Source organism: Streptomyces purpurascens (assembly GCF_045040895.1).
Lineage (GTDB): Bacteria > Actinomycetota > Actinomycetes > Streptomycetales > Streptomycetaceae > Streptomyces > Streptomyces purpurascens.
Map to the genome: position 1 here is coordinate 4951472 of NZ_CP108341.1, position 25664 is coordinate 4977135.

Consider the following 25664-nt stretch of genomic DNA (forward strand, 5'->3'; position numbering starts at 1 on the left):
TCGGGGACGAGGACGGCCGCCGCGTCCCTTCCCCGTACCTTCCCCAGCAGCAGCGCGTTCCCGGTGCGCAGGACACCGAGCGTGGCGTCCCCGAGGACCGAGGCGATGGACGACACGGTGGTGAGGGTGAGTTCGGGCGCCGCGATGGGGTCGAGGGACGGAACGTAGGGGCGGGCCGCGTTGGCGAGGCTCCATGCGGTGGCCGTCGTCAGCGTCTCCGAGGGCAGCCGCCGCGATGCTTCCGCGAACCACCCGGCCAGCCCCGACCGGTTCTCCCGCACCAGCGCGTGCAGGGCGCGGTTGAGGTGCTGGGTCGCGCTCTCTGCGTCACCGCTGAGGCTGTGCCAGGTGACTTGCTCCTCGAGGAGCAGCGCGGGCGACAGGCCGCGGTGGAACTCGGTGACGATGCCCATGACCTCCCGGAGCCGTGGCTCGCTCTCCAGCTTGTCCACGAGACCCGCGCGCAGGTAGGGCAGGCATTCGGGGAGCAGCGCGATGGCCTCGGGCGTGCGGGCGCCCACCCAGTCGCAGAACCAGAGATCGGCCTCGGCACCGACGTCCAGGTGAGGCAGGAGCCGGAGCCTGACCGCGCGGATCAGTTCGGGTTCCATTCGGGTCGCGACGCTCAGCACCGTGGCGAGTTCGATCGCGCCGGCGGGCGGTGGGGGTGGCAGTGGCCCCGGGAGTTCGGTCACGGCAGCCTCACGGAGGCCCGGCTCGCGGTGGTGGTGCGGTCCCAGCTGACCAGGGGCAGCAGGCACGTCATCCACCGTGGCCAGCGCCTCGGGGGGTACGGGGAGAGCGCGACGACGCCGCATCCGGCGCGGGTGACGAGACCGACGAAGTGCTCCCAGTCCTGCCGGCCGCCGCGCTGCGGGTCCTCGGGCGGTCCGCCCAGGCCGAGGTCCGACAGCAGCAGGACGGGTCTGCCGGACTCGGGGGGAACGTAGGCCGTGCGTGTCCAGCGTGCGCCGGGCCCTGTGCCGCGCTGGGGGGTGCCTGAGAAGTAGCCCACCTCGACCAGCGAGGATCCGACCACCGCGCGGATCCGTTCGAGGAGCTCGTTCTGGTCGCGCCGGAAGGGCTGCATGCCGGGACCCCGGTCGACCAGCACCTGAACTCCGTAGCGCATCGTGGGCACGGGGAGGCGAGGCAGCCGGCCGACCGGGCGCCCATGGGCGAGTGTGTCGATGAGCGCCGGAATGTCCACGGCGCCCTCGGGTACCCGCCGGGAGACCATGGCTCTGAGGATGGCGCTGGTCCAGCCGGGGGCGAACAGCGGCAGATGCGGGAGCGGGGCCCGTCCGGCCGTCGGTCGCGCGAGTGGCTCCACCGGTTCACGTGGCGTGTGCACGGCCTCGACACGGGCCGGCCGGAGCAAAGGCAGTTCCGCCGTCACGTCGCTGTCCGGCCTCTCCTCTTCCGCGGCGGTACTCGGTAACGGCTGGGGAGCGGGCCCCGGATGCCGTTCCCGACGGACTGATTCGAGAGGGGCCCGGGGCCTGTCCGGGCCGGCGGGAAGAGCGACGTGACCGGTGGCCGGTACGGCGCCCGGGACGAACCCCAGCATCTCCAGGACTCGGGCCCGTTCGCCGTCGGTCCGCGCGGTCTCCAGGGCACGGACGACGTCACCGACCCAGATCTGCGAACGCATCCCGTCACCCGTCCTGTTGCGGAGACTTGGCCAGCGTCAGGCTGCGGACCAGGGGCCACTGCGGATGCCCCGGATGGACATGCAGCTCACGGCAGGCGCGCAGGGCGTCCAGATACTCGGCGGTACTGGGCAACCGCTCCCGTCCGGACTGCTCGTTGTCCCGCACGTGGATGAGCTCGTCGGCCAGTGTCACGGCGAGGTCGACGGTCTCGTTGTCGAAGAGCACACCCTCGTGTTCCAGATGCAGTTGTGCGATCCGCACCAGGTCCTCAGGGGTGGGGGCCGGCAGGGTGTAGGTGACACAGCGGCGCAGAAACGCCTGGGGCAGCTGCCGCTCCCCGTTGGTGGTGATGATGATCAGCGGGGCGGCGACATCCGGCTCGCGCCGGACGATCGTGCCGGTCTCGGCGATGGTGAACTCCTGCGAGCCCAGGGGCACGAGCAGGCTGTTGGGGACGTCCGGGTCGGCCTTGTCGATCTCGTCGATGAGGACGACGGCGCCCCTTGTCCCGCGCTCGTCGTGGAACCGGTTCAGCGGGTCGTGCCGGTGGGTGTCCTGGAGCAGGCCCCCACGAGTGCGGGCGGACTCGGGGGCGAGCGACCACCACAGCACACCGGGGTTGACGTAAACGCCGTCGTTCAGCCTGCCGCGGTGCATCTGAGCGTCTCCCAGCCTGCGCACACTGTCGAACGTCCACAGCAGGTCCGCGGCCTGGGTCTGTGACGTGACCACGTGTTCGTAGTACCGCAGGCGCTTCTCGCGAGCGTAGAACGGGGCCAGGGAGGACTTGCCCGATCCCGGATCACCGCTCAGCAACAGCGGCCGGTCGGTGGCCAGAGCGACGTCGATCGCGAGCTGGAGCTCCTGCGACAGGACGTAGATCCTGCCGTCCCGCGGATCCGGACCATGCGAGACGAATCGGGTCATGAAGGCTCCTAGCACATGCCGGCGAGGCGGTCGGGCAGTTGTCTGAGGCGCTTGCTGCGGAGCGCTGCCGTCTTCTCGTCCTCCGCGGTGAGCAGGGGTTCCAGCAGAACCGCGTTTTTGAAGCCCTGCCTGACCTGGTCGTCAGGGGGCGCGGTGCCCGTGGTCACCAGGACGATCAGCCAGGAGAAGGCCCGGTGGAGCAGGTTGACGGCCTCGGCGAACTCGGCGTCGGGCGGGCGCAGTTCGTTGATGACGAGGTAGTGGGTCCGGGTGCCGAGGTCGTTCGGGAACATCCGCTCCTCCTCGGAGTCGGCGTCGAAGAACTCCTTCCACACCGCGTTCTCCCAGGTGCGGATCCGTTCCCCGACCCGGTCCTCGCCCATGGGCAGGCTGCCGATCGTCTTCGTCTCGAAGCCGTGGATGGCGTTGCACGTGGCCCGGCGTATGTACTGTTCGGCCGTGCTGTTCGAAAAGGCGTTGAGCAGGAGGGTCATCTCTTGCGGCTGTCTGCCCGGGGCCGGGAGCGCACTGCGGGCGGCCTCCTCGTCGACCCAGGTGGCGTTCAGCGCGCTGGTCAGCCTGCGGATGGTCTGGTCCTGAAGGGACGGAGCGAGTACGTCGAGGGCCTTCTCCATCCGTTCGGGAGGGGCCACGAGGAGCTGATGGGCCAGGAATAGGCAGCCGCCGTGCTGAGCGGTGACATGGGCGAGGAACTCTCCCTCGACCTTGAGCGCTCTCGCGGCCTCGGCCAGCACGCTCGGCTGTCTCCGGGCCTCGGACAGATAGAGGGCCAGGTTTCCGAGCCAGAAACTCATCGGGTCTGTGCCCGTGGCCGCCTGGGGAAGCTCGGCGAAGCGTCCCAGTACCTGGTCGGCGAGGTCCTTGGCGTCCGGATCGATGCCTTGCGCGGTGCGCGCGAACTGGATCGGCCGGAGTTCCTCCAGGCCCGCCTGCTTCACGGCTCCGGTCGACAGGCCATCCAGCAGCACGGGCACCACGAGCAGGGGCGCGCCGAGCGCCTTGCGCCACATGAGGATGTTGACCTCGCGCCGTACCCAGGAGGAGTGCTGGGCCGCATTGTTGAGCAGGACGATGGCCGCGTCGCAGCGCGCGAGCCAGTCGACGAGCTGGGGCCGCCACTCGTCGCCCGGTTCGATGCCTGACTGGTCCACGAGCGGGGTGTGGGTCTTTCCCCGGAGGCCTTCCTCGATCTTCTCGAGTACGGCCATCGCGAATGCGTCGCCCCGCGCACTGTGACTGATGAATACGTCCCCCACGCAGCAGATTGTGATCCATCGTCAGCCACCACGCGGGCAAGTCTCACAAACCGGCATCGAACTCGGTCTTGGCGACGATGATGCGCCAGCGGCGGAGTTCCTCGGTGAGGGTCGACTCGACCCGGACGACCAGTGAGCGGAACGGGACGGCACGTTCGGCGCCGGCCGGTTCGGCGAGCAGACGGCGCAGGGTGTGCTCGTGCTCGAGCAGTTCCTGGCGGGTCTCCCGGTAGGAGGACGCCAACCGCTGCGAGGCGAAGAGGTTCTGTACCGCCAGCGCCATGTTGCACAGGGGTGGGAGGACCGCGGCGAGCAGGGCGATGACCGCCGACGTCGTCGACGGACCGCCCCCGGTCCCGCCCGAGTGCAGGAGAACCGCGTACGCGACGGCGACGGCGACCGCCGCCAGGACCGCGGCCTTGGCCGTCCTGCCGAGCTTGTCCTCGGTTCCTTCGCAGGTGCCGGCGGCCAGTTCGAAGAACAGACTCTGCCGCTTGACGCGGTAGTCGAGATACGTCCGCATCCGCTCGGTGATCTCGGCGCCGGTGACGCGCACGCCGTCGTCCCCGAGCAGCCAGACCGCGTCCTGCCAATGCTTCTCCGTGCCGTCCGGGCCGCGTTCGCAGAGCCGGGCGAATGTGCTGAGTTCAGCCGGGCCCGCGGCCGCGAGCAGACTCAGCCGGGCATCGCGGACCTGCTCGGCTTCCTGATCGGTCCGCCCCAGATAGGGGCCGACGGCCGCGAGGAGGAGGAACATCTCGCGGCGGAAGAGTTCCGCCCTGATCCGGCTGGTGACCCATGGCTGGGACGGCTCCTGGCTGGTCCATACCGTCCAGACCATGGAGACGAGGAGCAGGCACTCGGCGAGGACGAAGCCGAGGGCCAGGTCACCGCCGTGCTCCAGGAACACGGTCTGAACCGTCAGGCACGTCACCGCGAGCGCGGGCAGAACGGCGAGACGGATGCCGGTCGCCCGGAACCGTCCCTGCTGGTCCACCGGGGTGTCACCGGCCGGCCGCGGGAGGATGGTCGGGTAGTCGATCGGCCGGCGTATGTCCGGAGCGGGGGACCAGGCTTCACGTCGTGGCCGGGCGACCCGGCGTCGGCGACGGTGTGCCCACTGTCGGCCGAGCAGGTATCCGCAGTCCAGGACGACCAGCAGCCAAAATGTCCCGGCCACCGGCAGGGAGACGACGAGAGCCGATGCTCTGCTCAGCACAGCCGCCACGGTCCAAGCCGACAAGGCGAGGCTCGTGCCGACGATCACCCATATCCGCACCGAAGTTCGCACGTCCCCCCCCCCTCTGTGGCGCGGAGGACGACGGTACCCAAGATGCCGGGAACGGACGCGAGGAAACCGCAACAGGTCGTCGGCCCTGGGCCGTCACGCTCCGCAATCTCATGCGTTGAGCAGTTGTGACCATGACCTTCTCATCCGTCGAACGCTTGCTCGTGGCTGACCCTGCTCTCAGTCTTCGTCCCCTACGAGTCGCCCAGCTCACGCGTGGTTGGGCCGTGGATGTCACCGCGGCCGACCTCGACATGCTCGCTGCTTCCGTCGGGGCTCCGCGCCGGCTCTCGGCCAAGCGCGGCTATCTCGGGGGAACCGGGGCCAACGTGGAGCTGGCGCGGATGCTCGAGGAGCGGCCCGAGGACTTCGGCGCCGCCGGGCAGATCGTGTTGGGCGCGGAAGCGGTCGAGGTCCAGCCCGGTCCGCGACCGTTCGCCGACACTCTGTTCGTCGTCGGACTCGAATGCATCGACGGTCTCCAGCGTTTGAGGGTCATCGCCGACATGAGGGGCCGGCTGTCCCGCGAACACCTGCAGCGTGCCGTTCTCCGCCTGGAGATTCGCTGCGGCGATGAGCGAGACAGGGCTCGTCATGCCTACGACTTCGAGGATCGCTACGTCAACGGGGTGACTGCTCAGGACCGCTTGATCCGCTGCCCGAACATCCGCCGTCTGATGGAGGGCGACTGGGAGAAGGGGGACTTCGATCCCCGCCGGGGCGTGACCGCGGGCCCTCATGGATCACGTTTTTCCATGGCCGATGTGACATCCGCCCTGGCCTGTCTGTCGGACGCGCCGCTGCCGATCGCGGCGAACCTGGCCGCCACCCCGGAAGGGCAGGAAGCTCTCTGGAGCGACCGCACCTCCGCGGTCTACCGAAGTGTCTTCCACGGACGGATGACCCCGGTGGGCGTGATGCGTGCCGTCGAGGCGTGGCGGACAGCTCGTTCGGCCCTGGCCGCCATGCCGAGGAAGTCCCGGCAGGGACACGGCCACCTCATCGAGTACGCGCCAGAACTGATCTGCTGGAAGGCCTGCCGCGGGCTGCCCCTGCTGTCGCTGCACGCCAAGTCGGAATTCCGCTGGGACCGTGCGATCGAACGCGAGCTGCCCGACCGCACAGTTCGGGCAGCGGAGTCGCTGGTGGCTCACTACAAGGAGGTTCATCCGGAACACGGCCGCCCCGGCAACTCGTACAAGTCGGAGGCGCCCAAGCTTGATCTGTGGAGGGAACTCGCGGAGTGCGTGGTGTAAACCCTGAGCGGGTGCCCGCCGGCTCTCCCCAGAGCGTGAGTCGATGAAGGGCCGGGTTCCCGGTCAGCACGGCGAGGCCGATGGTGAGGTTCTCTGCATCCGAGCGTGGTCCGCAGGTCGGAGAAGCCGTCAGACGATCAGGCGGGCGGGTTTCATCATGGAGCGGGTGACGAGAATCGAACTCGCGCTCGCAGCTTGGGAAGCGATGGTGCTTGGGCAGCCGGATAGCTTCTGACCTGGGCATACGTGCGCTGGGGTACGTCCGGGGAGCGCAGGAACGCACCGTTGTTGACCGTGGTTTACCGGTCTTGTGGGCACGCTATGGGCACGCCGTCGGCTCGGAGGTGTGGAGGCCCCTTCTGGCGGCCGACGAGCGGCCGAGCCTTGGAAGCGAGCGTTTGCCTGGAGGCCGCCGTTGCGGGAGCACATAGAGGAGGGATCAGCGGCGGCCGAACAACTCGGGGCGGAGGTGGCTCGGAAGGCTCCCGCGATGCATCCGACACCTGGCCCGCGGGGGTAGCCGGAGCCCGGCAGCTCCACGGCATCGATCAGCGGTTGTCCCCTGATCCGGGCAGGCCCGCGAGGGCGGCGGCCGTCGCGGCGTGGTCGAGGCCATGTGCCAGGTGTGCTGTCCAGGGCAGCCCGATCAGGAATGACCGCGACAGGGTGTGCCCGAAGGACACGGTTCAGGCTCGCCGCGGCCCGGGAGCAGCCGGGCCGCGGCGAGTAACTGACCTGCGGGAGGGGCTCAGCTCCCGGTGAGGGAGATGGCCAGGTCCGTGATGTTCAGGGGGAACTTGGCCCTGTCGGACACGAGCGTGGCCTCGCCGGTGAAGAGGTTGATGCTGTAGAGGGAGGGCCTGTCGGCGCCGGAGGCTGTGAGAGTGGCGAAGGCGGCGTTGCTGACGGTCTTGCCGCCCGACAGGGTGCTGAAGATGTCCATGCCGGCGTTGAGCTGGGCGTCGATGCCGAGGCTGCCGGTCGGTGCCAGCGTGCCGTTGTTGGCCGGGGACTGGATGACGACCTGGTCGCTGGTCGTGTTGATGTCGAACAGCGTGGTCCCGGTGGCCCCGTTGAGGTCATTGTTCGTGTAGGCGGCGGCGGAGACGCCCTTGGTCGTGCCCTCGATCGGCGGGGTGGTGAGGTTCAGGTCCTGGATGGTCGTGTGGTCGTTGAGGTTGTGCCGCAGGTTCTGGCCGTTGTCGCTGATCACGCGCAGCCGGTCGGCGGCCGGGTTGAAGTCGACGCCGAAGTTCGTGCCGTTCAGCGTGTACTGGAGCTGGGACACCTTGGTGATCACGACGTCCGCGGTGGCCGGCGGGGTCTTGATCGTGTAGATGCCGCCCTTGTTGCCGACGCCGTACATCAGGCCGCTCTGCACCCGGAAGTCGATGCCGATCAGAGCCGTGTCGCCACTGAGCCCGATGACGTCCCTGACCCAGTCGAGCACGTTCGGCCGGTCGGTGGTGAACGTGGCCATCTGGGTGCCGTCACCTGTGATCCCGAACGCGCGCAGGCTGGGAGTGGCGGCGGGAGCGGCCGAGCCACTGCCCGGCGCGCTCAGCATGAGCGCTGTCGACGTGGCCATGACTGCTACCGCCGCCGCGATTCTCTTTCTCGTTCCTGCTTTCATCGGTGTTTCCCTCCCGTTTGAACAAGCACCATGGAGCGGCGCGCAGATGAGAGATTCCCGTACCGATTCCCGCGCTGATCCGGAGTGGTGGCCGGAATGATTGCTGCGGTGTTCCCCCACGGGCTGGTACGCGGTTCCCATTAAGGCCAGTTCACAGTGTCTCCACAAGTGGAACAGATGATGGGAATGCCCCGATCCAGGGATTTTGCGCACTGTGACAAAGTGCCCCAGACGCGGTCGTCTCCGATGTGCGCAGAGTGATGAACGCAGTCCGGATCTCCCCTGTCGGCTTCTTCGGCCGCACTGGCATGCTCCCGCCCATGGGGAGCTTCTTCGCCGAGTTGGCCCGGCAGGCGTCGGCCAACGCGCGCCGGGAGGTCGAGGCGTACACGCGCGAGATTCCGGAGTTCGGGTTCCTGGACACGAACTCCCGGGCGCGGGCCGAGACGCTGGAGTACGCGTTGTGGCTGCGGCGCCGTACGGTCGAACTGTCCCCGGACAACAGCGAATTGAGCGACGCCGACCTCGGCTACATCGCGGCGATCGGCGAGTTGCGGGCCGCAGCGGGGATGCCGCTCGATGCCCGGCAGCGGGTCCTGCGACTGCACACCTCACTCATGCTGCGCGAGATCAACGAAGCGACCGAAGCTCAGCGCGGCGTCGGCGTCGACGAACTCATGCGGATGATGAACTGGTTCGCCCCGCAGGGAGAACGCGGTATCCGTGCCTACAGTCAGGGATTCGTGACGGCGCTGCGACACCGTCTGCCGTACGTCGAGCAGGCCGCCCTGCTGGCCAGGTCGCTGCTGAACGGAGACCCCATATCGGCGGAACTCGCTTCGGCACTGGGCATGGAACTGCCCGAGCGCTGTGCGGTGACGGTGATCCGGGTGCCGGACCGTCCCGTCGGCGATCGCGACCTGGAAAGCGAGATCGAGGCGCTGGTGAAAACCCACCACGCGCCGATCACGTGGTGCCCGGGCAGTGGAAGCAGGAGCGGTGAGCTGATTGCCCTGATTCCCTTGTATCCCCCCACACCCCAGGCGTCTCCGGGGCCCAGTACAGCCGAGACCGTACAGCCGCACCCCGTACCCGAACTTGCCCCCGACCTCTTGCCCGACCTCGTATCCGATCTCGTACGGGACTTCGCCCAGGCTCTCGGTCGCCCCTGCGCCGCCGGCACCGCCACCTCACCGCTGTCCGAGGTTGCCGACTCCCTCGACCTGGCCCGGCGGATCAGCAGGGCGGCGCCGCTGCGACGGGCGTCCGCTCGACTGCGGCCGCACACCGTGTCGGACGTGTTCGTCGAACTCGCCGTTGCAGACGCGCCGTTCGTCGATGATTGGCTCCACGCCGTGGGCCGGAGCCTGCAGCCCGGTCCGGACCTCCTTGTCACGCTTGACGCGTACTATCGCCACGACATGCACCGCGGCGCCACGGCGGCAGCCCTCAACGTCCACCCCCGCACCCTGGACTATCGCCTCCGCCGGGTGCGGGAGCTCACCGGCATCGATCCCGGCTCGACGCGCGGCGTGCGCATTTTCAGCTCGGTCGTCACGCGGCGCCTGTCGGAAGCGTGGCACTGAACCGGGCGATCATCCAGTGCCGAGACGGCCAGCTGGAGAGCCCGGACGGCTTCCGCTTCTACGACCTCCGTCACACCGGGCACACCCTGTCGACCCGCTCCGGAGCCACCCTCAAGGGACTCGATGGCGGCCTCTGACCTGGGGGTTTCGTACGGAGCGGGTGACGAGAATCGAACTCGCGCTCTCAGCTTGGGAAGCTGCGATCACCTGCGGCTGGTTCGGGCGCTGACCTGGGCGAACGGCTGGACTGCGGTTGCTGCGGGCTGGGCTGCTTTCCCTGTGATTCCCCGCTGTTCCCCGCTCGATCTGGTGCGCTTGTGGTGCGCGGACTTGCCACCGTAACGGTCGGATGGGGCTGTTGGCGCACCTCCCCACCCGGCCTCGCTGTTGGCCACGGTCAAAGTCGACGCATCTTGGCCCACCTGTAATCATCGAGCGTGTAGCTGAAGTAGTCATTGGGGGGATCTGCCTTGCCGCTGGGCAGGTTATTCAGAGCCAGACTGTACCCCTTGAATGCCGAGACTGAGCGTGTGAGGCAATTACTCCACAGCTTGTGGTACGGCTCGTGTTTGCGCTTATTGAACTCGGCCAGGGCGTTCCTTCCGGAACCGTCTGGTGTGTTTTTGCAGCGATACCAGTCGTATGGCATTCCCCTGATCTTGGCCCGATGCTCTTGCAAGTCCTTGATGGCGTTTTCCCAAAGCGCGGGGCCATGCGCCCAGTGAGTTTCCGGCTTGTTCCAGTCCTGCGCGCCGTAGTAGAAACGTCGCCCGTCTTCGGCTCGTGCCAGCCACCCCACGTGACCAAGTCCTCCTACCGCCTTGTTGGCCACGACCATGCAGACGCGGCCGCCAGGAGCCGCAGAAGCAGTCGGGGCCATCGGGGCAGTCAGTGTTGCTGTGACCAATACGCTGACGCCAGCCAGAGTGCGAATCAATGGGCGGCGAGCCATGCCTTCTCCGTTCTTCATGATCGTTAGTGAAGCTCAACCGGGTAGTCGGCGGGTATGGAATATGGGAGATAGTGCAGGTAAACCCCTCTGCTGGGTGAATTAGTGGTGGATTCAGGGGATGGCCGCTGTCACCTGAGGAATTAGGTCGGCGTAGCGGCTTTGGGCTCGCGCCAAAGTGGCTCCGTAAAGCCGTGGAGCCGACCGCCCCAGCCACGACGTACCCCTTCTCTGACCTCAGCGGTTGATCGCTATGAGCGGAGCGAGCCGCCTTGAACCCGTGAAGAAGGTTGTTACTCAGGAGCGGATGTGATGCGCCACAGGGGTGCGTCGTAGTGCTCCGGGCGGCTGTTGATGAGCAGTTGGCGTAGGTCTTCGCGCAGGGAGCCGTTGAGGTTCAAGGCCTCGGTGATGCGGCGGAATGTCGTGTGGGTGACTCCGCGGTTCCGGGCCTCGGCTTCGAACTGGTCGAGCTGGGACAGTACGGCTTCGGGGGCGAGCTGCAATGGTGGCTGGTCCTTGAGCCATGCGGCCTTGTTGCGCTCGTAGTCGATTTCCGAGTAGCCGCAGATCTCGCGGCTGTGTGCCTCTGCCTCGTCCAGGTCGACCTACGAGGAGCGGCAGCGGGGAGGTGGCCGCCGGGCTCGACGACCTCGTGCGCGCCGAGCGTGCGAAGTGCCACAAGGACGACCACGCGCACCACAGCGAGGAGGCTGCCGAGAGCTAATGGTGCGGTTATGGTGCGCGACCGGTTCACCGGTCTAGACAACAAACAACCCCCGGGTCTCTGACCTGGGGGTTTCATATGGAGCGGGTGACGAGAATCGAACTCGCGCTCTCAGCTTGGGAAGCTGATGTTCTACCATTAAACTACACCCGCGTAAGACGCCGACGGAGTCGGTGTGCGAACGTTCGCCACTTTACCTCATGTCCGGCCCCCGGTGTTGATGCCGTGGGGCCTGAGGGCGTTTCAGGGGCGGGATGAGGCTGCGGGGCACCGGAGTTGGGGCGTACGGTGGGGGCGTCGGCGAGGGTCCGGGCGGGACCGGAGCGCCGCCTCGAAGGCCGTTCCTTTGATCCCGTACTGTGGCTTTTGTCGTCAGGCAAGCACCAGCCAGACGCGGCTCTTGGGGAAGGGACTCTTGGACTTGATGGAGCGCACCGTCGTCCGCTGTGCCGATGGGCACGTGTTCACCACCGCTTCGTTCCCGATGCAGCAGGCCGAGCGACTCGGCCCCGGCCGGCTGCTCCGGTGCCCGCGGTGTACGCGGCTCCGGAGCGTCGTGCCCGTCAGCTACCAGAAGCGGTAGCGAGCGGCGGCGAGCAGGATCGAGCAGCGGACAAAGACATAGCCAAAGGGCATAAGGCGCGCGGAGTCGTCCGGTTGTGGTCGCTCCGCGCGCCTTGCGTATCCTCAGGGCGTGCTTCTCTCAGACAAGGACATCCGGGCCGAGATCGACGCCGGGCGAGTGCGTATCGATCCGTTTGACGACGCGATGGTGCAGCCGTCGAGCATCGATGTGCGGCTGGACCGCTACTTCCGGGTGTTCGAGAACCACCGGTACCCCCACATCGACCCCTCCGTCGAGCAGAGCGATCTGACGCGGCTCGTGGAGCCGGAGGGGGACGAGCCGTTCATCCTGCACCCGGGGGAGTTCGTCCTCGCCAGCACGTACGAGGTCATCACGCTGCCCGACGACCTCGCCTCCCGGCTGGAGGGCAAGAGCTCGCTGGGGCGGCTGGGGCTCGTGACGCACTCCACCGCCGGGTTCATCGACCCCGGCTTCAGCGGGCACGTGACCCTGGAGCTGTCCAACCTCGCCACCCTGCCCATCAAGCTCTGGCCGGGGATGAAGATCGGGCAGCTGTGCATGTTCCGGCTCACATCGCCCGCCGACTTCCCGTACGGGAGCGAGCGGTACGGGTCGCGGTACCAGGGGCAGCGGGGGCCGACCGCCTCCCGGTCCTTCCTCAATTTCCATCGGACCCAGGTGTGAGCGGCCGCATATGAGTGACGTACGGGAGAACCTCTCCTACGAGCAGTTCGGGGTCGCCGTGCGCGAGCTCGCGCAGACCATCGCCGACGACGGGTACGAGCCCGACGTGGTGCTCAGCATCGCCCGCGGCGGTGTCTTCGTGGCCGGCGGCCTCGCCTACGCCCTCGACTGCAAGAACATCCACCTCGTGAACGTCGAGTTCTACACGGGCGTGGGGACGACCCTCGAGATGCCCGTCATGCTCGCTCCCGTCCCCAACGTGATCGACTTCTCCGAGAAGAAGGTGCTGATCACCGACGACGTCGCCGACACCGGCAAGACGCTCAAGCTGGTCCGCGACTTCTGCCTCGACACCGTCGCCGAGGTGCGCAGCGCCGTGGTCTACGAGAAGTCCCAGTCACTGGTGAAGTGCGAGTACGTGTGGAAGCGGACCGATGAGTGGATCAACTTCCCCTGGTCCGTGGAGCCGCCGGTGGTGCGGCGGGCCGGGCAGGTGCTCGACGCCTGAGAGGCGATGAGAAAAGGGGCTCCTCCAGGAGCCCCTTTTTTCGTTCCCGTCAGTTTCCCGTCCGTGTCCTCAGACCGTGCCCAGCTTCACGATCGACAGCAGGGCGATCAGCTGGATCGCCGATGCGCCCAGTGCCTTCGGCCAGGGCAGGTCGTGGGAGCGGCTGACCATGAGGGTCAGGAGGGCGCCGCCCGCGATCCAGGTGGCCCAGCCCAGGAGCTGTACGAACGTCGCGTCGCCGCCGGCGAACATCGCGAAGACCAGGCGGGGCGCGTCCGTGAGGGACATGATCAGCATGGACAGGCCGACCGTGGGCTGCCAGGCACCGTCGCCGCCGAGCTGCCGGGCCAGGGTGTGGGTGACCACGCCCAGGATGAACGCGCTGAGCGCCATCGCGACGGCCGTCGTCAGGACGATCGGGATCGCGTTCGACAGTGTGGCGTTTATCGCGTCCTTGCGGGCGCCGTCGAAGCCGAAGACGGCGAGCAGGCCGTAGAGGAGCGTGACGATGAGGGCCGGGCCCCACATCGAGTAGTCGCGCATCTGGAGGAAGGTCTGGTTGGGGGAGAGCACGATCCCCCGGAGCAGGGCCTTCCAGTGCAGGCGCGGGCCGACCGGGCCGGACGGCGGGGCCGCCGCGCCGGCGCGGTAGGTGTCGCCCTGGTTGTAGGGGTCCTCGCCGACCGAGAAGGCCTGGGTGTGGCCCGGGTTGTTCGCCGCGTACGGATCGGGCGGGCCCTGCGGGCCGGGCGGGTACGCGCCGTCGCCGAAGTACTCCGGCTCGCCCTGGCCGCCGTAGCCGCCGCCGGGCCCGGCGTTCGCCTGCGGCCAGGTGGGGCCGCCGCCGTTGCCGTACGGCTGCTGCTGCGGGTAGGGCTGCGGCGCCGGCGGGTAGCCGTACGACGGTCCCTGCGGCGTCTGCTGCCCGTGCGGGGGGTTATGCGGTCGCGTCTGAGGAGCGCCGTTGTTCCGGCCGCGTCCGATCCTGAATCCAGCCACGTCTTCGAACGTACCTGGTCCCGGGCGGTGGCGTGCCGGGCCCGGGCTTCCGGGCCCGGCTTTGCGGCCGAGCTGTGACATCCCTTAGGGGGTAAGCCCCTTCAGGAACTCATGGGTTGTCAGGGTTCGGACGTAGGGTCCCCGCCCCGAGCCCGAGCGGTGGCGTCAGCGCAGCATGTCCTGGCCCAGCCTCAGATAGTCCGTCGTCGACATGCCGAGGGAGCCGGGTCCGAAGCTGATCGCGTTCTTCGTGATCACGCCCGAGGCCGAGCCGCGCAGGCTGTAGAGGGAGCCGGAGGGGTGGTTCTCGCCGTCGGAGCCGACGGCCAGGTCCGCCTTGCCGTCGCCGGTGAGGTCGGACAGGCGTACGGACGCGCCGAAGCGGTCGGCGGACTCGGCGGTGCCGGGGACGCCTTCCGTGTTCTGGGTGAACGACTGGGCGCCGGTGCCGGTCAGGCCGGCGGCGGAGCCGCGCAGCACGATGACGCTGCCCGCGATCTCGGCGGCGCCGACGGTCTCGTGGAGCACGCCGACGGCCACTTCCGCGTAGCCGTCGCCGTCGACGTCGGCGACCGAGAGGTCGTTGCCGAACGCGTCCATCTCCTCGTCCGCGCCGGGGACGCCCGGGGTGTCCTGGTTGATCGTCGCCTGGGGCTGGGTTCGGACGCCGTTCGCGCTGCCGAGCCAGGAGCTGACGGAGCCGCCGAGGCTCTTGCCGTTCGTGCCCGGGGCCGCCGTGACCACGTCGTCGTAGCCGTCGCCGTTGAGGTCGCCGACGGCCGCGACGTCCCAGGCGTCGCTCTTGAGGAACGTCTGGTAGGCGAGGCCGGAGCCGGAACCGAGATAGATCATGGTGCCGGCGTCGTACGTCGACGCCTCGCTGCCCGTGACGACCAGGTCGGCGGTGCCGTCGCCGTTGAGGTCACCGGAGGCGAGGTTCAGGGCGCCGCTGAGGCCGCTGCCGGTCTGGAGGCCGGTGGCGAGTTCGTGGTGGGAGCCCGAACCGGAGGCCTTGGCGATGCCCTCGTGGATCCAGATGTCGCTGCCGGTGCTGCCGACGGCGAGGTCGGCCAGGCCGTCCCCGGTGAAGTCGCCGACGGTCAGGGACATGCCGTACTCGTCGTGGGCCGCCACGGCCGGGTCGGGGACGCCGCGGCCGCCGGACAGGCCGCTCTTGCCGCCCCAGACGACGGTGACGGAGCCGCCGTCGGCGTCGGAGTCGACGTCCTCGCCGGTGCTGCCGATCACCAGGTCGGCGTATCCGTCGCTGTTCAGGTCGCCGGAGGTGAGGGTCTTGCCGAACCGGTCGCCCTGCTCGGCGGTGCCGGGGATGCCGGCCGTGTCCTGGGTGAGGACGGTACGGCGGTCGGCGCTGATGCCGTTCGCGGAGCCGTAGGTGACGACGACGGCGCCCGCGTCGCTCTTGCCGCCGACCGGGGTGTAGGGCGCGGCGGCGGCGAGGTCGCGGTAGCCGTCGCCGTTGAAGTCGTCGGCGTGCTTGGCGGGAGCGGCGGAGGCCGGGGCCGTGAGGGAGAGGGGGGTGAGGCCCGCCGCCAGGATGGCGGTGACCAGGGTGGTCGCGGTGCGGGTGCGCATGTGGGTGCGTGTCTCCTGTGCGTCGGCCGGTGAGGCCGTGCGGATACGTCAGCCGGTGAGGTCGGTGCGGATACGTCAGCCGATGAGGTTGGCGCCGAACGCGCCGTACGAGCGGGTCTGGCCGAGGCTGCCGGGGCCGAAGGAACGGGCGCCGTCGGTGACGGGGCCGGTCGCGGAGCCGCGCAGGGCCGTGATGGCGCCGATGCCCTCGTCCTCGAAGCCGGCGGTGATCGTGAACTCGGCGTGGCCGTCCTTGGTGACGTCCGCCAGCAGGACGTCGGAGCCGAAGTAGTCGATGGCCTCGGCGGCGCCCGGGACGCCGGCGGTGTCCTGGGTGAGGGTGCGCGCGCCGGTGCGCGAGACGCCGGAGGCCGCGCCGTTCATCAGGATCGTGGCGCCGGCGTCCTCCGTGGTGCCGATGTCCTCGAAGACGACGCCGATGGCGAGGTCACCGAAGCCGTCGCCGTTGGTGTCGCCGATGGAGACGGCGCTGCCGAAGCCGTCGTTGGCCTCGTCGGAGCCGGGGACGCCGGTGGAGTCCTGGGTGAGTTCCGCCAGGGGCGCGTCACCGTTGACCGGGCCGCCCTCCGAGCCGCGGATGACGACGACCCGGCCGCCGAGCGAGCCGCTGTGGTCGTCCTCCTTCGTGAAGACGTTGCCGATGGCGATCTCGTCGTAGCCGTCGCCGTCGATGTCGCCCAGCGCGAGGGAGGTGCCGCCGTTCAGCGGGCGGGGGACCGAGGTGTCCAGGCCGGTGGCGGTGCCGAGGTAGGCGACGCCCTTGGACCAGCTGTTCGCCTCGCCCTCGTCGAGGGGGACGCGGTAGGTGAGGACCAGGTCGGACCTGCCGTCGTTGTTGGTGTCACCCGCCTCCATGGCGTCGACGCTGTACGCGCCCTCCGGGGTGGCGATGTGCTGGACGGCGCCGGTGGTGCCGGTGGTGGTGAAGCCGCCGCGGATGACGTACGTGTCGGCGTAGGCGCCCGCGGCCAGGTCCGCCTTGCCGTCGCCGTCGAAGTCGCCCGCGGTCAGCAGCTTGCCCCAGTTGTCGTGCGCGGAGACCGCCGGGTCCTTCACCGTGGTGCCGTTCTTCAGGCCGCTCGCCGAGCCCCACAGGACGGTGACGGAGCCGCCGTCGACATCGGTGCCGACGTCCTCGCCGGTGGAGCCGACCGCGAGGTCGGTGTAGCCGTCGCCGTTGAGGTCGGCCATGGCCAGGGCGTCGCCGAAGGTGTCCTCGGCCTCCGCCTCGCCGGGCACGCCCGCGGTGTTCTGGCTGACCACGGTGCGCTTGGCCGGGTCGAGGCCGGTGGCGCCGCCGTAGACCACGGCGACGTAGCCGGCCATGCCCTTGCCGTCGACCTTGGCGTACGGGGCGGCGAAGGCGACGTCGCCGTAGCCGTCGCCGTTGAAGTCGGCGGTCGGGCCGGTGGCGGGCGCGGCGGTGGCAGCGGTCGCGGGCAGGGCGGTGAGCAGGCCGGTGGTCAGGGCCGTCGCCAGGAGGAGGGTGCGCTTGCGCATCGAGGTCCCCGTTTTCGGTGTGGAGTGGTGATCAGGAGTTGAGGGCCGTGCCGTACGTCGGTGCCCCGGCCGTCGAGACGCCCGTCGTGCCCGGGCCGAAGTTCGTCGAGCCGGTGGCCGTGAGGCCGGTCGTCGTGCCGCGCAGGGACCAGACGGCGCCGTCGCCGGAGTTCTCGCCCGGCGCGGAGACGGACAGGTCGGCGCGGCGGTCGCCGGTGTGGTCGGTGAGCGTGACGCGCTCGCCGAAACGGTCGCCCTGCTCGGAACCGCCGGGCACGCCCGCGGTGTTCTGGGTGTACGACGTCGCGCCCTTGGTGGTCAGGCCGGACGCCGAGCCGTACAGGACGGTGACGGCACCGGCGGCGGAGTTCTCGCCCGCGGCGCCGATCGCCAGGTCGGCGTACCCGTCGCCGTTGACGTCGCCGAGCGAGACGCCGCTGCCGAAGCGGTCGCCCTTCTCGGAGGCGCCGGGCACACCGGCGGTGTCCTGGGTGAGGACGAGCGGGGCGCGGTTCGTGTTCCGGCCCTCCGGTCCGCCGTAGACGACCGTGACCTTGCCGCCGAGGGCGCCCGCCGGGTCGGCGGAGGTCTCGCGGTCGTTGCCGACGGCGATGTCGGCGTAGCCGTCCTTGTCGACGTCCGCTACGGCGGAGACGTACCCGGCGGGCAGGTTCTGCAGCCAGTCGTTGTAGTTGCCGATCTCCAGGTCGGCCAGGGCGGTGACGGCGTCGTCGGTGCCGCCCGCGCGGCCGTGCAGGACCACCCGGGGGTGGCCGTCGCCGGTGATGGTGCCGGAGGACAGGTGGGTGATGCCGTAGGACGTGGACCACATGTCCTTGCGCGAGCCCGAACCGCCGTTGTGCGCGCCGGTCTTGGTGATCGGGCCGGCGACGAGGGAGAGGGTGATCGGGCCCGTGGAGCCGACGGCCACGTCGGGGTCGCCGTCGTTGTCGAAGTCGCCCGCGGCGAGGGTCTGGCCGTAGCGGTCGTAGTCGGTGCTGAAGAAGCTGAACAGCGAACGGGCGCTGGACAGACCGGACTTCGAGCCCCAGACGATGGTGACGGTGCCGTCGTTGGTGTCGCCGCCGTCCTCGCCGGGCGTGCCGATCAGCAGGTCGGCGTAGCCGTCGGTGTTGAGGTCCGCGGAGGCGAGGGCGGATCCGAAGGCGTCGTCGGCCTCGGCGGCGCCGGGCATGCCCGCGGTGTCCTGGGTGAGGAGCGTGCGCGTCGAGCTCTTCGGCCCGCTCGTACTGCCGTAGACGACGGACACGGCGCCGGCCTTCGCCTTCCCGGCGACCGTGGCGCCCGGGGCGCCGATCGCCAGGTCGGTGCGGCCGTCGCCGTTGAAGTCGTACGGGGCGGCGGCGGTGGCGGCGTGGGCGGCGGGCGCGGTGAGGGCAGCCGTGAGAGGAGTGAGGGCCGCCATGAGGAGAGCGGCGCTGCGCAGGCGCATGGGTTTCCTTGCCGGGTGAGAGAGCTGGCGGGGCGTCACTGGGCGATGGCCCAGGCGAAGTCGGAGCCGCCCTTGAGGGACACGTCGCGGGCCGAGAGGAACTTCGAGCCGGAGGTGGTCAGACCGGAGGCGGCGCCGCGCAGGACGGTGACCGCGCCGTAGCCGTTCTCGTAGCCGGCGCCGCTGACCAGGTCGGCCTTGCCGTTCTTGTCGAGGTCGACCAGACGCACCGTCATGCCGAAGGCGTCCATCGTCTCGTTGCTGCCGGGGACGCCGGCGGTGTCCTGCGAGTACGACTTGGCGCCCTTGCCGGTCAGCCCGGAGGCCGAACCGAACAGGATGGTCACCGAGCCGGCGTCCTCGACCGTGCCGATGTCCTCGGCCCAGGCGCCGACCGCGATGTCGGCGTAGCCGTCGCCGTTGACGTCGCCGGCGCCGACGGCCGAGCCGAACAGGTCGCCCGACTCGCCGGAGCCGGGCACGCCCGTGGTGTCCTGGTGGATCACGGTCGGCTTCTGCGCCGGGTCGGGGCCGGTGGGGCCGCCGTACCAGACGGTGATCTGGCCGCCCTTGTGGCCGGCGGGCCTGGCCGGACTCGGGTCCTGGTAGTCGCCGAGGACGAGGTCGCCGTAGCCGTCGCCGTTGACGTCGGCGATCGTGCCCTTCTCGCCGTCGGCCTGCGGCAGATAGGTGCGGGCGTACTTGGTGCCGGTCCAGCGGTGGTAGCTGATCTCGCCGCCCTCGTCGCCGTCGACGAGGAACGGGTACACGCGCTCGGCCGCGCCGTCGCCGCTCATGTCACCCGCGAACACCTCGTACGTCGAGCCGAACTCGCTGATGCCGGTGTGGCTCGCAGCACCGGTCGTACGGCTGAAGGGGCCCTTGTAGAGGCGGGTGTGGCTCTGGCCGGTGAGCGTCACGTCCGTCGCGCCGTCACCGTCGAAGTCGCCGGTCGCGACGCCGGAGGAGAAGCCGCCCCACTCGGAGAGGGTGGACGGCTGGGGCAGGCCCTTGCCGCCGGACAGACCCGACTTGCCGCCCCAGATGACGGTGGCCGAGCCGACGCCGTCCCGGTCGCCGATGGCCTCGTACTGGGCGCCGACGACCAGGTCGGAGTAGCCGTCACGGTCCAGGTCGGCGGCGGCGAGGCTGTTGCCGAAGCGGTCGCCGTACTCGGCGGTGCCCGGGACGCCCGCGGAGTTCTGCGTGATCACGGTCTTCTTCGCCGCCGAGACGCCGGACGACGAGCCGTACAGCACGACGACGGCACCGGCGCTCTGCACCGAGCCGACGTCGGCACTCATGGCGCCGATGGCCACGTCCCGGTATCCGTCGCCGTTGAAGTCACCGGCGAGCCCGGAGGGCGCGGCGGCGGCCGTGCCGGCGGGGAGGGCGGTGGTGAGGAGGCCGGTGGTGAGGCCGGCGGCCAGGAGGAGAGTGCGGGTGCGCAAGGCGGGGCTCCGGGTGAGGAGGGGTGAGGTGAGGTGGGTTCGGGCCGGGCCTGAGAGCACGGCCGTTCCCGGTGGGGCGGGGGTGTGCGGAGGTCAGGCGGTGGGGGCGAAGGCCCGGGGCGTCGGGGTCGTCCGGGAAGGGGGCGTGGCCCTGCCGGCCGTCGCCCTGCCGGTCGGAGCCGTAGGGGTGCCGGTCGTCGCCGTGCCGGTGATCGCGGGCATGAGCAACCCGCCCGTCGGCGCGGCCGGGGCGGTGGCCTTCGCGAGGGCGGGGCGCGGATGCGGACGCCTCTGCGGGCGTCGTCGCCGGTGCTGGTCCTGGTCCATGCGGGAGTCTCCTGCGGCACGCGGGATGCCTGGCGGGCATCCACCGTCGATGAAGTGCCGGGACCGTCCGTGTTCGCCGGTGGTTGTCCGGGCGTTCACGGGTGGTCGGCGATCAGGAGACCTGTGTGGGGACGTAAGGGTTGTACGTGAGTTCGGTTAATTCGGTTACTTCTTGAGGCTGAGGCGCCGGGTCATGCGGTCCGGACGGTCACGGCTGCCGGCGGACCCGGTAGCGCAGGTGCAGCACCCGGTCGCCCTGGATCACCGTGTGCGGGTCCTCCAGCAGATGCTGGGCGTCGACCGCCCCGAAGTACCGCTTGCCCGAGCCGAAGACCACCGGTACGACGTCCATCGCCACCTCGTCGATCAGACCGAGGGCGAACGCCTGCCCGCCGACGTCACCCGCCGCCACACCGACGTCACGGTCCTCCCCGGTCAGCTCCCTGGCCCTGGCGACGGCCTCCTCCACCCCGTCGACGAAGTGGAACGGCGCGTCCGGGTGCCACCCCTCGGGCCTCGGCCGATGCGACACGACCACCAGGTGCTCGCCCGCCGGCGGAGTCCCCTCCCACCCATTGGTCATGTCGAACACATGCCGCCCGACCACCAGCGTCCCGATCCTCGCCAGCGTCGGCTTCAGATAGTCGGCGGAGACCTTGGAGACCCTGGCGTATTCGTTGAGCGGGGTGTCGCCGTTGCCGTACCAGTCGAAGAGAGGCCCGACCTGGTCGTCCGCGTCGGCGATGAAGCCGTCCACGGACACGACGTTGTGCATGATCACGCTGGTCACGACATCTCCCATGCGTCCGGGGGCCGGGGCGGCCCGTCCGTATGCATGGACCGCGAGGGCACCGGAAACTCATCGCGGGACGCTTGGGCACGACGAAGTCGACGCGGCGGATGCCGGTGTCTACAACGAACAGCGGCGTCGGGTCGCCGACGGCGCTTCCGCCATTCGTGGCCGAGGCGCCGAGGCATCCTTCGCATGACGGAGCATGCGCGATCAAGGCCGTTCCGCGACCGGCACCGGCAGGTTCACCTTGCGCGTCCCCCAGTGGGTGGTACGGGCCTGGGTGAGGGCCCAATACATGGCTGGGCGGACTATGAACAGGTTGAGCAAGGTGACAAGTGGAGTGAGGAAGAGCCAGGCAACGACCTTCTGGCGAGCCGACAACTCGGGGCGCATGGCTGCGTACATGCCGGTCTGGGCGTAGGTCATGATCAACCAGTAGCCAAGGCCCTGCAGGAATAGGAGCTTGTCCTCGGTGTGGTAGGGCAGCACGAACAGGACCCAGGCGTACAGGATCGGCATCGTTGCGGTGACGACCAGGCCGTAGAGGCGGAAGAACAAGGGGGCGGCTGAGAAGTTGGTGAGCTCCCAGCCGACGTAGCGCCAGTACGACTTGAACCACCGCACGCGCTGCGTGAACAGCTCGTTGAGGTCGGTGGGCATGTTGCTGTAGACCCAGGCCTCGTTCACGGCGACGACCTGGCCGCGCTGGAGCGCGTAGTGGGTCAGGCGCCGGTCGTCTCCCGCCGTGCCGGAGGTGACGTAGTCGTCCAGGTTCTCCAGGACGAGTTCCTTGCGGTAGACGGCGAGGATGCCGGAGGTCGGGGCGACCGCGCCGACTTGGGAGCGGGCCATCCTGGTGACCAGACACCAGGTGACGATCTCGACGTCGATCACGCGGGTGAGCAGATTGTGGGCGTAGTTGGAGACCAGCGTCAGGCCGGTGCAGGCCTGGACGCGGACGTCCGACATGGCCTTCAGGCAGTGCCACAGCCCCATGCGGTGGACGACTGAGTCGGAGTCGACGGTCATGATGAGGTCGTACGTCGACGGATCGACGGTACGCAGCACGTTCGCCTGGGCCTCGCGCTTGCCGGCGTTGTCCTGGCGGTGCCAGGTGACCAGCGGGTGGTCGAACGGGACCACAGGGATCCTGGAGCCGTCGTCGACCACGTGGATCGCGTCGGGCGGGCGCACCTGGTTGATGAGGGCCCACACGGTCTTGTGCAGGGCCTCGGGGGGTTCGTTGTACGCGGGGACGATGGCCAGCACTCGGCCCTCGTGGGCGGGCAGGTGGGTGAAGCTTCTGCCCTTGATGACCGAGGCCAGAGAGTAGATGAGGACCGCGGTGATGGCGCAATAGAAGACCAGTGCGGTCCCCCAGGGCTGGGTGCTCCAGTAGAAGTGGTAGACGAGGGTCCAGGCGGTGGCCGCCAGAGTGGCGGCCACACAGACCCAGGTCTGCCACGGGGCGCTGCGGCCCCGCTTGGACGTGGAGAACATGTCAGGCGCGTCCTCGCTGACGGCGGGTGACGCCCCGGTAGGTGAAGGCACCCACCAGGACGAGTGTCACCGCGACGGCCAGGATCCAGTTCAGCGAGACGCTGGCGCCGAACAGGGTGATCGCTCCCACACCGGTTCTGGCGAGTGCTCCGTCGTCGTAACCCATGTCGTTGTTTCCTTCCGGTGTTTCAGGCAGCACGAAGCAGCCCGACAGGTGTCGTGAGGTGGTGGTTGTTCGAGCGCGGAGGCCGGCAGCTCTGGCGGGTGTGCTGCGCCGTGGGCCTCAGAGACGTTCGACGTGCGGCGCCGCTGTCATGACGCCTCGGGTGTCCAGGACGTACGTCGCCTCGGCGGCGACCCGGGTGAGGTCGAACTCGGCGTGCGGCGTGAGCAGTACGACGGCGTCGAAGTCCGCGACACTCGTCCCCTCGGTCACGTCTTGTGTGGTGAAGGGGATGGTCCGGCTGCCGTCGTCGGACAGGTAGGGGTCGACGACAGTGACGTCCGCCCCCATCGCCCGCAATCGCTCGATGACCTCTACGGCCGGTGACTGGCGAGCATCAGCGGTGCCCGGCTTGTACGCGGCCCCCAGCGCGAGAATCCGAGCCCCGTGCACGCTCCGGCGGAAGCGGCGGCTCAGGGAGTCCTGGAGGCGGCGTACGACGTAGTCGGGCTGGGACTCGTTGATGTCCTGGGCCAGTTCGATGAGCCGGAAGGTCTGCCCGTGCCGGGCCTTGACGTGGTGGCTCAGGTAGACCGGGTCGATGGGCAGGCAGTGCCCGCCCACGCCGGGCCCGGGCAGGAACTTGGTGAAGCCGAAGGGCTTGGTCGCGGCCAGCTCCAGGGTGTGCCACACGTCGACACCGAGCGTGTGGGCCATCCGGGAAAGCTCGTTGACCAGGGCGATGTTGACGTGCCGGTAGGTGTTCTCGAACACCTTGGCCAGCTCGGCCTCCTCCAGCCCGGAGGCCGGCACGGTGACGTCGGTGACCGAGTCGTAGAAGGCCTTCACGTGCCGCAGGCAGTCGTCCGTCAGCCCGGCGACGATCTTCGGCGTGTTCTCGAGACGCCAGTCGGCGTTGCCCGGGTCGATGCGCTCGGGGCTGAAGCCGACGTGGAAGTCCCGCCCGGCGACGAGGCCGGAGCCCTCCTCCAGCAGCGGGACGAGCACGTCACGGGTGGTGCCGGGGTGCGTGGTCGACTCGAGTACGACGGTGGCGCCCGGCTCGATCCACGCGGCCAGGACGCGGCCGGCGTCCCGGACGCAGCTGAGGTCCGGTGCGCGGTCGGTCAGCGGAGTGGGCACGGTGATGACCGCGACGTCGAAGCCCTTGAGGTCCTGCGGGTCGGAGGTGGCGGTGTATCCGCCCGAACCCAGCACCGCCTGAAGGCGGCTGGACTCGATGTCCTCGACGTACGACGATCCGGCGGCCAGCCTCTCGCAACGCGACCGGTCGGGTTCGTAGCCGGTCACGCTGTGACCGGCCTCGGCGGCCCTCACGGCCAGGGGCAGGCCGACATAGCCCTGCCCCAGCACACATATGTGCATGGTGGATTCCTCACCCCTGAAGTACGGCCGCCTGTTCCTGAAGCAGGCGGCCGTGGCGTGGTACTGCGTGAGAAGCGGTGTGGGAACGGCACCATCACCGCGTCACCGGTCTGCCAGGCCCCCTTGCCCGAGCATGCGCAAAGCGCAACCGGTGATCTTCACAAACCCCCCTCATTTGTGGACCTTCATAGTTCAACAAAGATTCGCTGAACGGAACCCTGTTTACTGATTCGATACCTGTGAAGTGGTGAGGGAGGGGCGGGCCTTGAGGGTGACGCTTGGTCAAGTGCCAGATAGGAGCCTTATTTGGGGCTGATGATCTTCACATTTCACGGGGTGCGTGACCCCGGGTGACGCATCGGTGCGGGTGCATTCGCGAATACCGCGCGCCCCTCAACGCGCCCCCCCGCACCACCCCTCTGCCCTGCCGTCGGTTACCCACGGTTAGTCCAGGCAGGGCGGCTCCCAACCGCTATGTGCCGGTGGGCGGATCGGCCTCGACGGCGAGCTGGATGAACCACGGGACGAGGCTCGGTTATCGCCCGATGCTCCGGCTCCATCGGATCTCGCCTTCGTGCCATTCGCCGGTGGGTGTGAGCCCGGCGGCGGTGGCGACGGCGGCGGATGCCCGATGGGCGGGGTGGATATGGGCGATGACGGTGTGCACCGGCTGACAGCCGAGCCAGGCGACGAGTCCTCGGGCTGCTTCGGCAGCGATGCCTCTTCCCTGCCACGGTGTCCCCACCACCCAGGCGATCTCGGCGATGTGGCCGTGGCCGGAGGGGCTGACCGTGGCCTGGACCGTGCCCGTCAGACAGGACTCGTCACGAAGCCGGATCACCCAGTTCAGCCAGGACACGGCCGGATCGGGAGAGCCTGCGGTCATGCGCTGGTAGCGCGAGCGCAGGGCTTGCGGGGTGTCCGGAGTGCCGCCGATGAAGGTGTGCAGGGCCGGATCGGACAGTGCCGCAGCCATCTCCTCGGCGTGCTCGATGTGCAGCGGCAGCAGGTTCAGCCTGCGGGTGCTGATGGCCTGGGCCGCGAGGGTGCTCACGCCGCCACCGCCCCGGGGCGCTCGACGAGCCGGCCGCGCTCGCGCGGTGTCAGATACGGCATCGACGTGCTGATCCACCTGTCCGCGCTCACGATGTCGTCCGGCACAACTACCTTCTCTCACAGGCTCGTTCAGGAGTCCTCGGCGTGACCCGCTCCAAAGCCGAGTCTCTCTCCATCAGGGCAGCCGAGTGAGCCGCGGCTCCAGAAGGCCGATGGCCGCCGTCCGACGGAAGCGATCGGCACCGCCGCCCGCCTTGGGCCGGTGTGGCTTGCTCCAGGCTTCGCCGGTGGGCGGGATGCGCAGCCTGGGCGCGGTGGAACAGCGCCACCGCGATCCCGGCGA

At 69.3% G+C, this 25664-nt stretch carries 21 protein-coding genes, 1 tRNA gene and 3 pseudogenes; 5 read left to right on the plus strand and 20 right to left on the minus strand.

The genetic code is table 11. The features are described 5' to 3' along the window. Window positions 1–691: 691 nt before the first annotated feature. Genes OHU35_RS22595 through OHU35_RS22610 form a run of 4 tightly spaced genes read right to left on the minus strand, consistent with a single transcriptional unit; the run spans window position 692 to window position 5078 of the window. The gene (locus OHU35_RS22595) at window positions 692–1654 is read right to left on the minus strand and encodes a hypothetical protein (protein WP_189725633.1); all 963 of its coding nucleotides are present in this window, start codon (window positions 1652–1654) and stop codon (window positions 692–694) included. Window positions 1655–1658: 4 nt separating this feature from the next. After that, window positions 1659–2582, minus strand: coding sequence for a MoxR family ATPase (locus tag OHU35_RS22600; protein ID WP_189725634.1), 924 nt, complete (start codon window positions 2580–2582; stop codon window positions 1659–1661). A gap of 8 nt (window positions 2583–2590) precedes the next feature. After that, on the minus strand, window positions 2591–3859 hold the full coding sequence (locus OHU35_RS22605) for a toll/interleukin-1 receptor domain-containing protein (protein ID WP_405506616.1): 1269 nt from the start codon (window positions 3857–3859) through the stop codon (window positions 2591–2593). Between the two features lie 43 nt (window positions 3860–3902). Continuing rightward, entirely contained in the window at window positions 3903–5078 is a 1176-nt protein-coding gene (locus tag OHU35_RS22610; protein ID WP_189725636.1) for a hypothetical protein, read from the minus strand. Between the two features lie 296 nt (window positions 5079–5374). Here OHU35_RS22610 and OHU35_RS22615 point away from each other — a divergent pair, with 296 nt between their 5' ends. Continuing rightward, a complete protein-coding gene (locus OHU35_RS22615) occupies window positions 5375–6403 on the plus strand; it encodes a hypothetical protein (RefSeq protein WP_189725637.1) in 1029 nt (342 codons plus the stop codon). 748 nt (window positions 6404–7151) lie between these two features. Here the strand turns inward: OHU35_RS22615 and OHU35_RS22620 are convergent. Beyond that, window positions 7152–7991 carry a DUF4394 domain-containing protein gene (locus tag OHU35_RS22620; RefSeq protein ID WP_189725638.1) on the minus strand — a complete coding sequence of 280 codons (840 nt, stop codon included), beginning with the start codon at window positions 7989–7991 and terminating at the stop codon, window positions 7152–7154. Window positions 7992–8356: 365 nt separating this feature from the next. On the opposite strand from OHU35_RS22620, the gene OHU35_RS22625 reads away from it, so the two are divergent. Beyond that, window positions 8357–9622 carry a CdaR family transcriptional regulator gene (locus OHU35_RS22625; protein WP_189725639.1) on the plus strand — a complete coding sequence of 422 codons (1266 nt, stop codon included), beginning with the start codon at window positions 8357–8359 and terminating at the stop codon, window positions 9620–9622. A 41-nt stretch (window positions 9623–9663) separates the two neighbouring features. Next, window positions 9664–9738, plus strand: a pseudogene (locus OHU35_RS22630) (integrase); the annotation flags it as partial. A 281-nt stretch (window positions 9739–10019) separates the two neighbouring features. On the opposite strand, the gene OHU35_RS22635 reads toward OHU35_RS22630, so the two are convergent. The 3 genes and pseudogenes from OHU35_RS22635 to OHU35_RS22645 all read right to left on the minus strand — a co-directional run bounded on the left by OHU35_RS22635 (window position 10020) and on the right by OHU35_RS22645 (window position 11451). Beyond that, entirely contained in the window at window positions 10020–10592 is a 573-nt protein-coding gene (locus OHU35_RS22635) for a hypothetical protein (RefSeq protein ID WP_189725640.1), read from the minus strand. A gap of 272 nt (window positions 10593–10864) precedes the next feature. Continuing rightward, window positions 10865–11173 (minus strand): annotated as a pseudogene (locus OHU35_RS22640) (hypothetical protein); the annotation flags it as partial. Window positions 11174–11377: 204 nt separating this feature from the next. Next, window positions 11378–11451 (minus strand) — tRNA-Gly (locus OHU35_RS22645). Window positions 11452–11992: 541 nt separating this feature from the next. Between OHU35_RS22645 and dcd the strand changes: the two genes are divergently transcribed. Together dcd and OHU35_RS22655 are read left to right on the plus strand one after the other, a co-directional pair. Next, window positions 11993–12568 (plus strand): dCTP deaminase, encoded by a 576-nt coding sequence (dcd, locus tag OHU35_RS22650; protein ID WP_184594305.1) that lies wholly within the window; start codon window positions 11993–11995, stop codon window positions 12566–12568. 10 nt (window positions 12569–12578) lie between these two features. Further along, window positions 12579–13076 (plus strand): phosphoribosyltransferase, encoded by a 498-nt coding sequence (locus OHU35_RS22655; RefSeq protein ID WP_189725641.1) that lies wholly within the window; start codon window positions 12579–12581, stop codon window positions 13074–13076. Window positions 13077–13145: 69 nt separating this feature from the next. On the opposite strand, the gene OHU35_RS22660 is transcribed toward OHU35_RS22655, so the two are convergent. The 12 genes and pseudogenes from OHU35_RS22660 to OHU35_RS22715 all read right to left on the minus strand — a co-directional run. Next, on the minus strand, window positions 13146–14156 hold the full coding sequence (locus OHU35_RS22660; protein ID WP_189725642.1) for a Yip1 family protein: 1011 nt from the start codon (window positions 14154–14156) through the stop codon (window positions 13146–13148). An 84-nt stretch (window positions 14157–14240) separates the two neighbouring features. Then, entirely contained in the window at window positions 14241–15671 is a 1431-nt protein-coding gene (locus tag OHU35_RS22665) for a VCBS repeat-containing protein (RefSeq protein ID WP_189725643.1), read from the minus strand. A 75-nt stretch (window positions 15672–15746) separates the two neighbouring features. After that, window positions 15747–17192, minus strand: coding sequence for an FG-GAP-like repeat-containing protein (locus OHU35_RS22670; RefSeq protein ID WP_189725644.1), 1446 nt, complete (start codon window positions 17190–17192; stop codon window positions 15747–15749). A 31-nt stretch (window positions 17193–17223) separates the two neighbouring features. After that, window positions 17224–18645 carry an FG-GAP-like repeat-containing protein gene (locus OHU35_RS22675; protein WP_189725645.1) on the minus strand — a complete coding sequence of 474 codons (1422 nt, stop codon included), beginning with the start codon at window positions 18643–18645 and terminating at the stop codon, window positions 17224–17226. A gap of 35 nt (window positions 18646–18680) precedes the next feature. Next, entirely contained in the window at window positions 18681–20096 is a 1416-nt protein-coding gene (locus OHU35_RS22680) for an FG-GAP-like repeat-containing protein (RefSeq protein ID WP_189725646.1), read from the minus strand. Window positions 20097–20189: 93 nt separating this feature from the next. Then, the gene (locus OHU35_RS22685) at window positions 20190–20423 is read right to left on the minus strand and encodes a hypothetical protein (RefSeq protein ID WP_189725647.1); all 234 of its coding nucleotides are present in this window, start codon (window positions 20421–20423) and stop codon (window positions 20190–20192) included. A 208-nt stretch (window positions 20424–20631) separates the two neighbouring features. Continuing rightward, window positions 20632–21225, minus strand: coding sequence for a dihydrofolate reductase family protein (locus tag OHU35_RS22690; RefSeq protein ID WP_267943753.1), 594 nt, complete (start codon window positions 21223–21225; stop codon window positions 20632–20634). 201 nt (window positions 21226–21426) lie between these two features. Beyond that, window positions 21427–22716: a glycosyltransferase gene (locus tag OHU35_RS22695; RefSeq protein WP_189725649.1), complete on the minus strand. Its 1290-nt coding sequence runs from the start codon at window positions 22714–22716 to the stop codon at window positions 21427–21429. A 1-nt stretch (window position 22717) separates the two neighbouring features. Further along, window positions 22718–22882, minus strand: coding sequence for a hypothetical protein (locus OHU35_RS22700; RefSeq protein ID WP_189725650.1), 165 nt, complete (start codon window positions 22880–22882; stop codon window positions 22718–22720). 117 nt (window positions 22883–22999) lie between these two features. Beyond that, window positions 23000–24265: a nucleotide sugar dehydrogenase gene (locus tag OHU35_RS22705; protein WP_189725651.1), complete on the minus strand. Its 1266-nt coding sequence runs from the start codon at window positions 24263–24265 to the stop codon at window positions 23000–23002. 535 nt (window positions 24266–24800) lie between these two features. After that, complete coding sequence (locus OHU35_RS22710; protein ID WP_189725652.1) at window positions 24801–25319, minus strand: GNAT family N-acetyltransferase; 519 nt, start codon at window positions 25317–25319, stop codon at window positions 24801–24803. Between the two features lie 177 nt (window positions 25320–25496). Then, window positions 25497–25632: pseudogene (locus OHU35_RS22715) on the minus strand (flavoprotein); the annotation flags it as partial. Between the last annotated feature and the right edge of the window lie 32 nt (window positions 25633–25664).

Coding starts and splice junctions, on each gene's coding strand:
- OHU35_RS22595 (WP_189725633.1), bottom strand. CDS start 1,654: ATGCGTTCGCAGATCTGGGTCGGTGACGTCGTCCGTGCCCTGGAGACC.
- OHU35_RS22600 (WP_189725634.1), bottom strand. CDS start 2,582: ATGACCCGATTCGTCTCGCATGGTCCGGATCCGCGGGACGGCAGGATC.
- OHU35_RS22620 (WP_189725638.1), bottom strand. CDS start 7,991: ATGGCCACGTCGACAGCGCTCATGCTGAGCGCGCCGGGCAGTGGCTCG.
- OHU35_RS22625 (WP_189725639.1), top strand. CDS start 8,357: ATGGGGAGCTTCTTCGCCGAGTTGGCCCGGCAGGCGTCGGCCAACGCG.
- OHU35_RS22635 (WP_189725640.1), bottom strand. CDS start 10,592: ATGAAGAACGGAGAAGGCATGGCTCGCCGCCCATTGATTCGCACTCTG.
- OHU35_RS22655 (WP_189725641.1), top strand. CDS start 12,579: ATGAGTGACGTACGGGAGAACCTCTCCTACGAGCAGTTCGGGGTCGCC.
- OHU35_RS22660 (WP_189725642.1), bottom strand. CDS start 14,156: ATGTCACAGCTCGGCCGCAAAGCCGGGCCCGGAAGCCCGGGCCCGGCA.
- OHU35_RS22665 (WP_189725643.1), bottom strand. CDS start 15,671: ATGCGCACCCGCACCGCGACCACCCTGGTCACCGCCATCCTGGCGGCG.
- OHU35_RS22670 (WP_189725644.1), bottom strand. CDS start 17,192: ATGCGCAAGCGCACCCTCCTCCTGGCGACGGCCCTGACCACCGGCCTG.
- OHU35_RS22675 (WP_189725645.1), bottom strand. CDS start 18,645: ATGCGCCTGCGCAGCGCCGCTCTCCTCATGGCGGCCCTCACTCCTCTC.
- OHU35_RS22685 (WP_189725647.1), bottom strand. CDS start 20,423: ATGGACCAGGACCAGCACCGGCGACGACGCCCGCAGAGGCGTCCGCAT.
- OHU35_RS22690 (WP_267943753.1), bottom strand. CDS start 21,225: ATGGGAGATGTCGTGACCAGCGTGATCATGCACAACGTCGTGTCCGTG.
- OHU35_RS22695 (WP_189725649.1), bottom strand. CDS start 22,716: ATGTTCTCCACGTCCAAGCGGGGCCGCAGCGCCCCGTGGCAGACCTGG.
- OHU35_RS22700 (WP_189725650.1), bottom strand. CDS start 22,882: ATGGGTTACGACGACGGAGCACTCGCCAGAACCGGTGTGGGAGCGATC.
- OHU35_RS22705 (WP_189725651.1), bottom strand. CDS start 24,265: ATGCACATATGTGTGCTGGGGCAGGGCTATGTCGGCCTGCCCCTGGCC.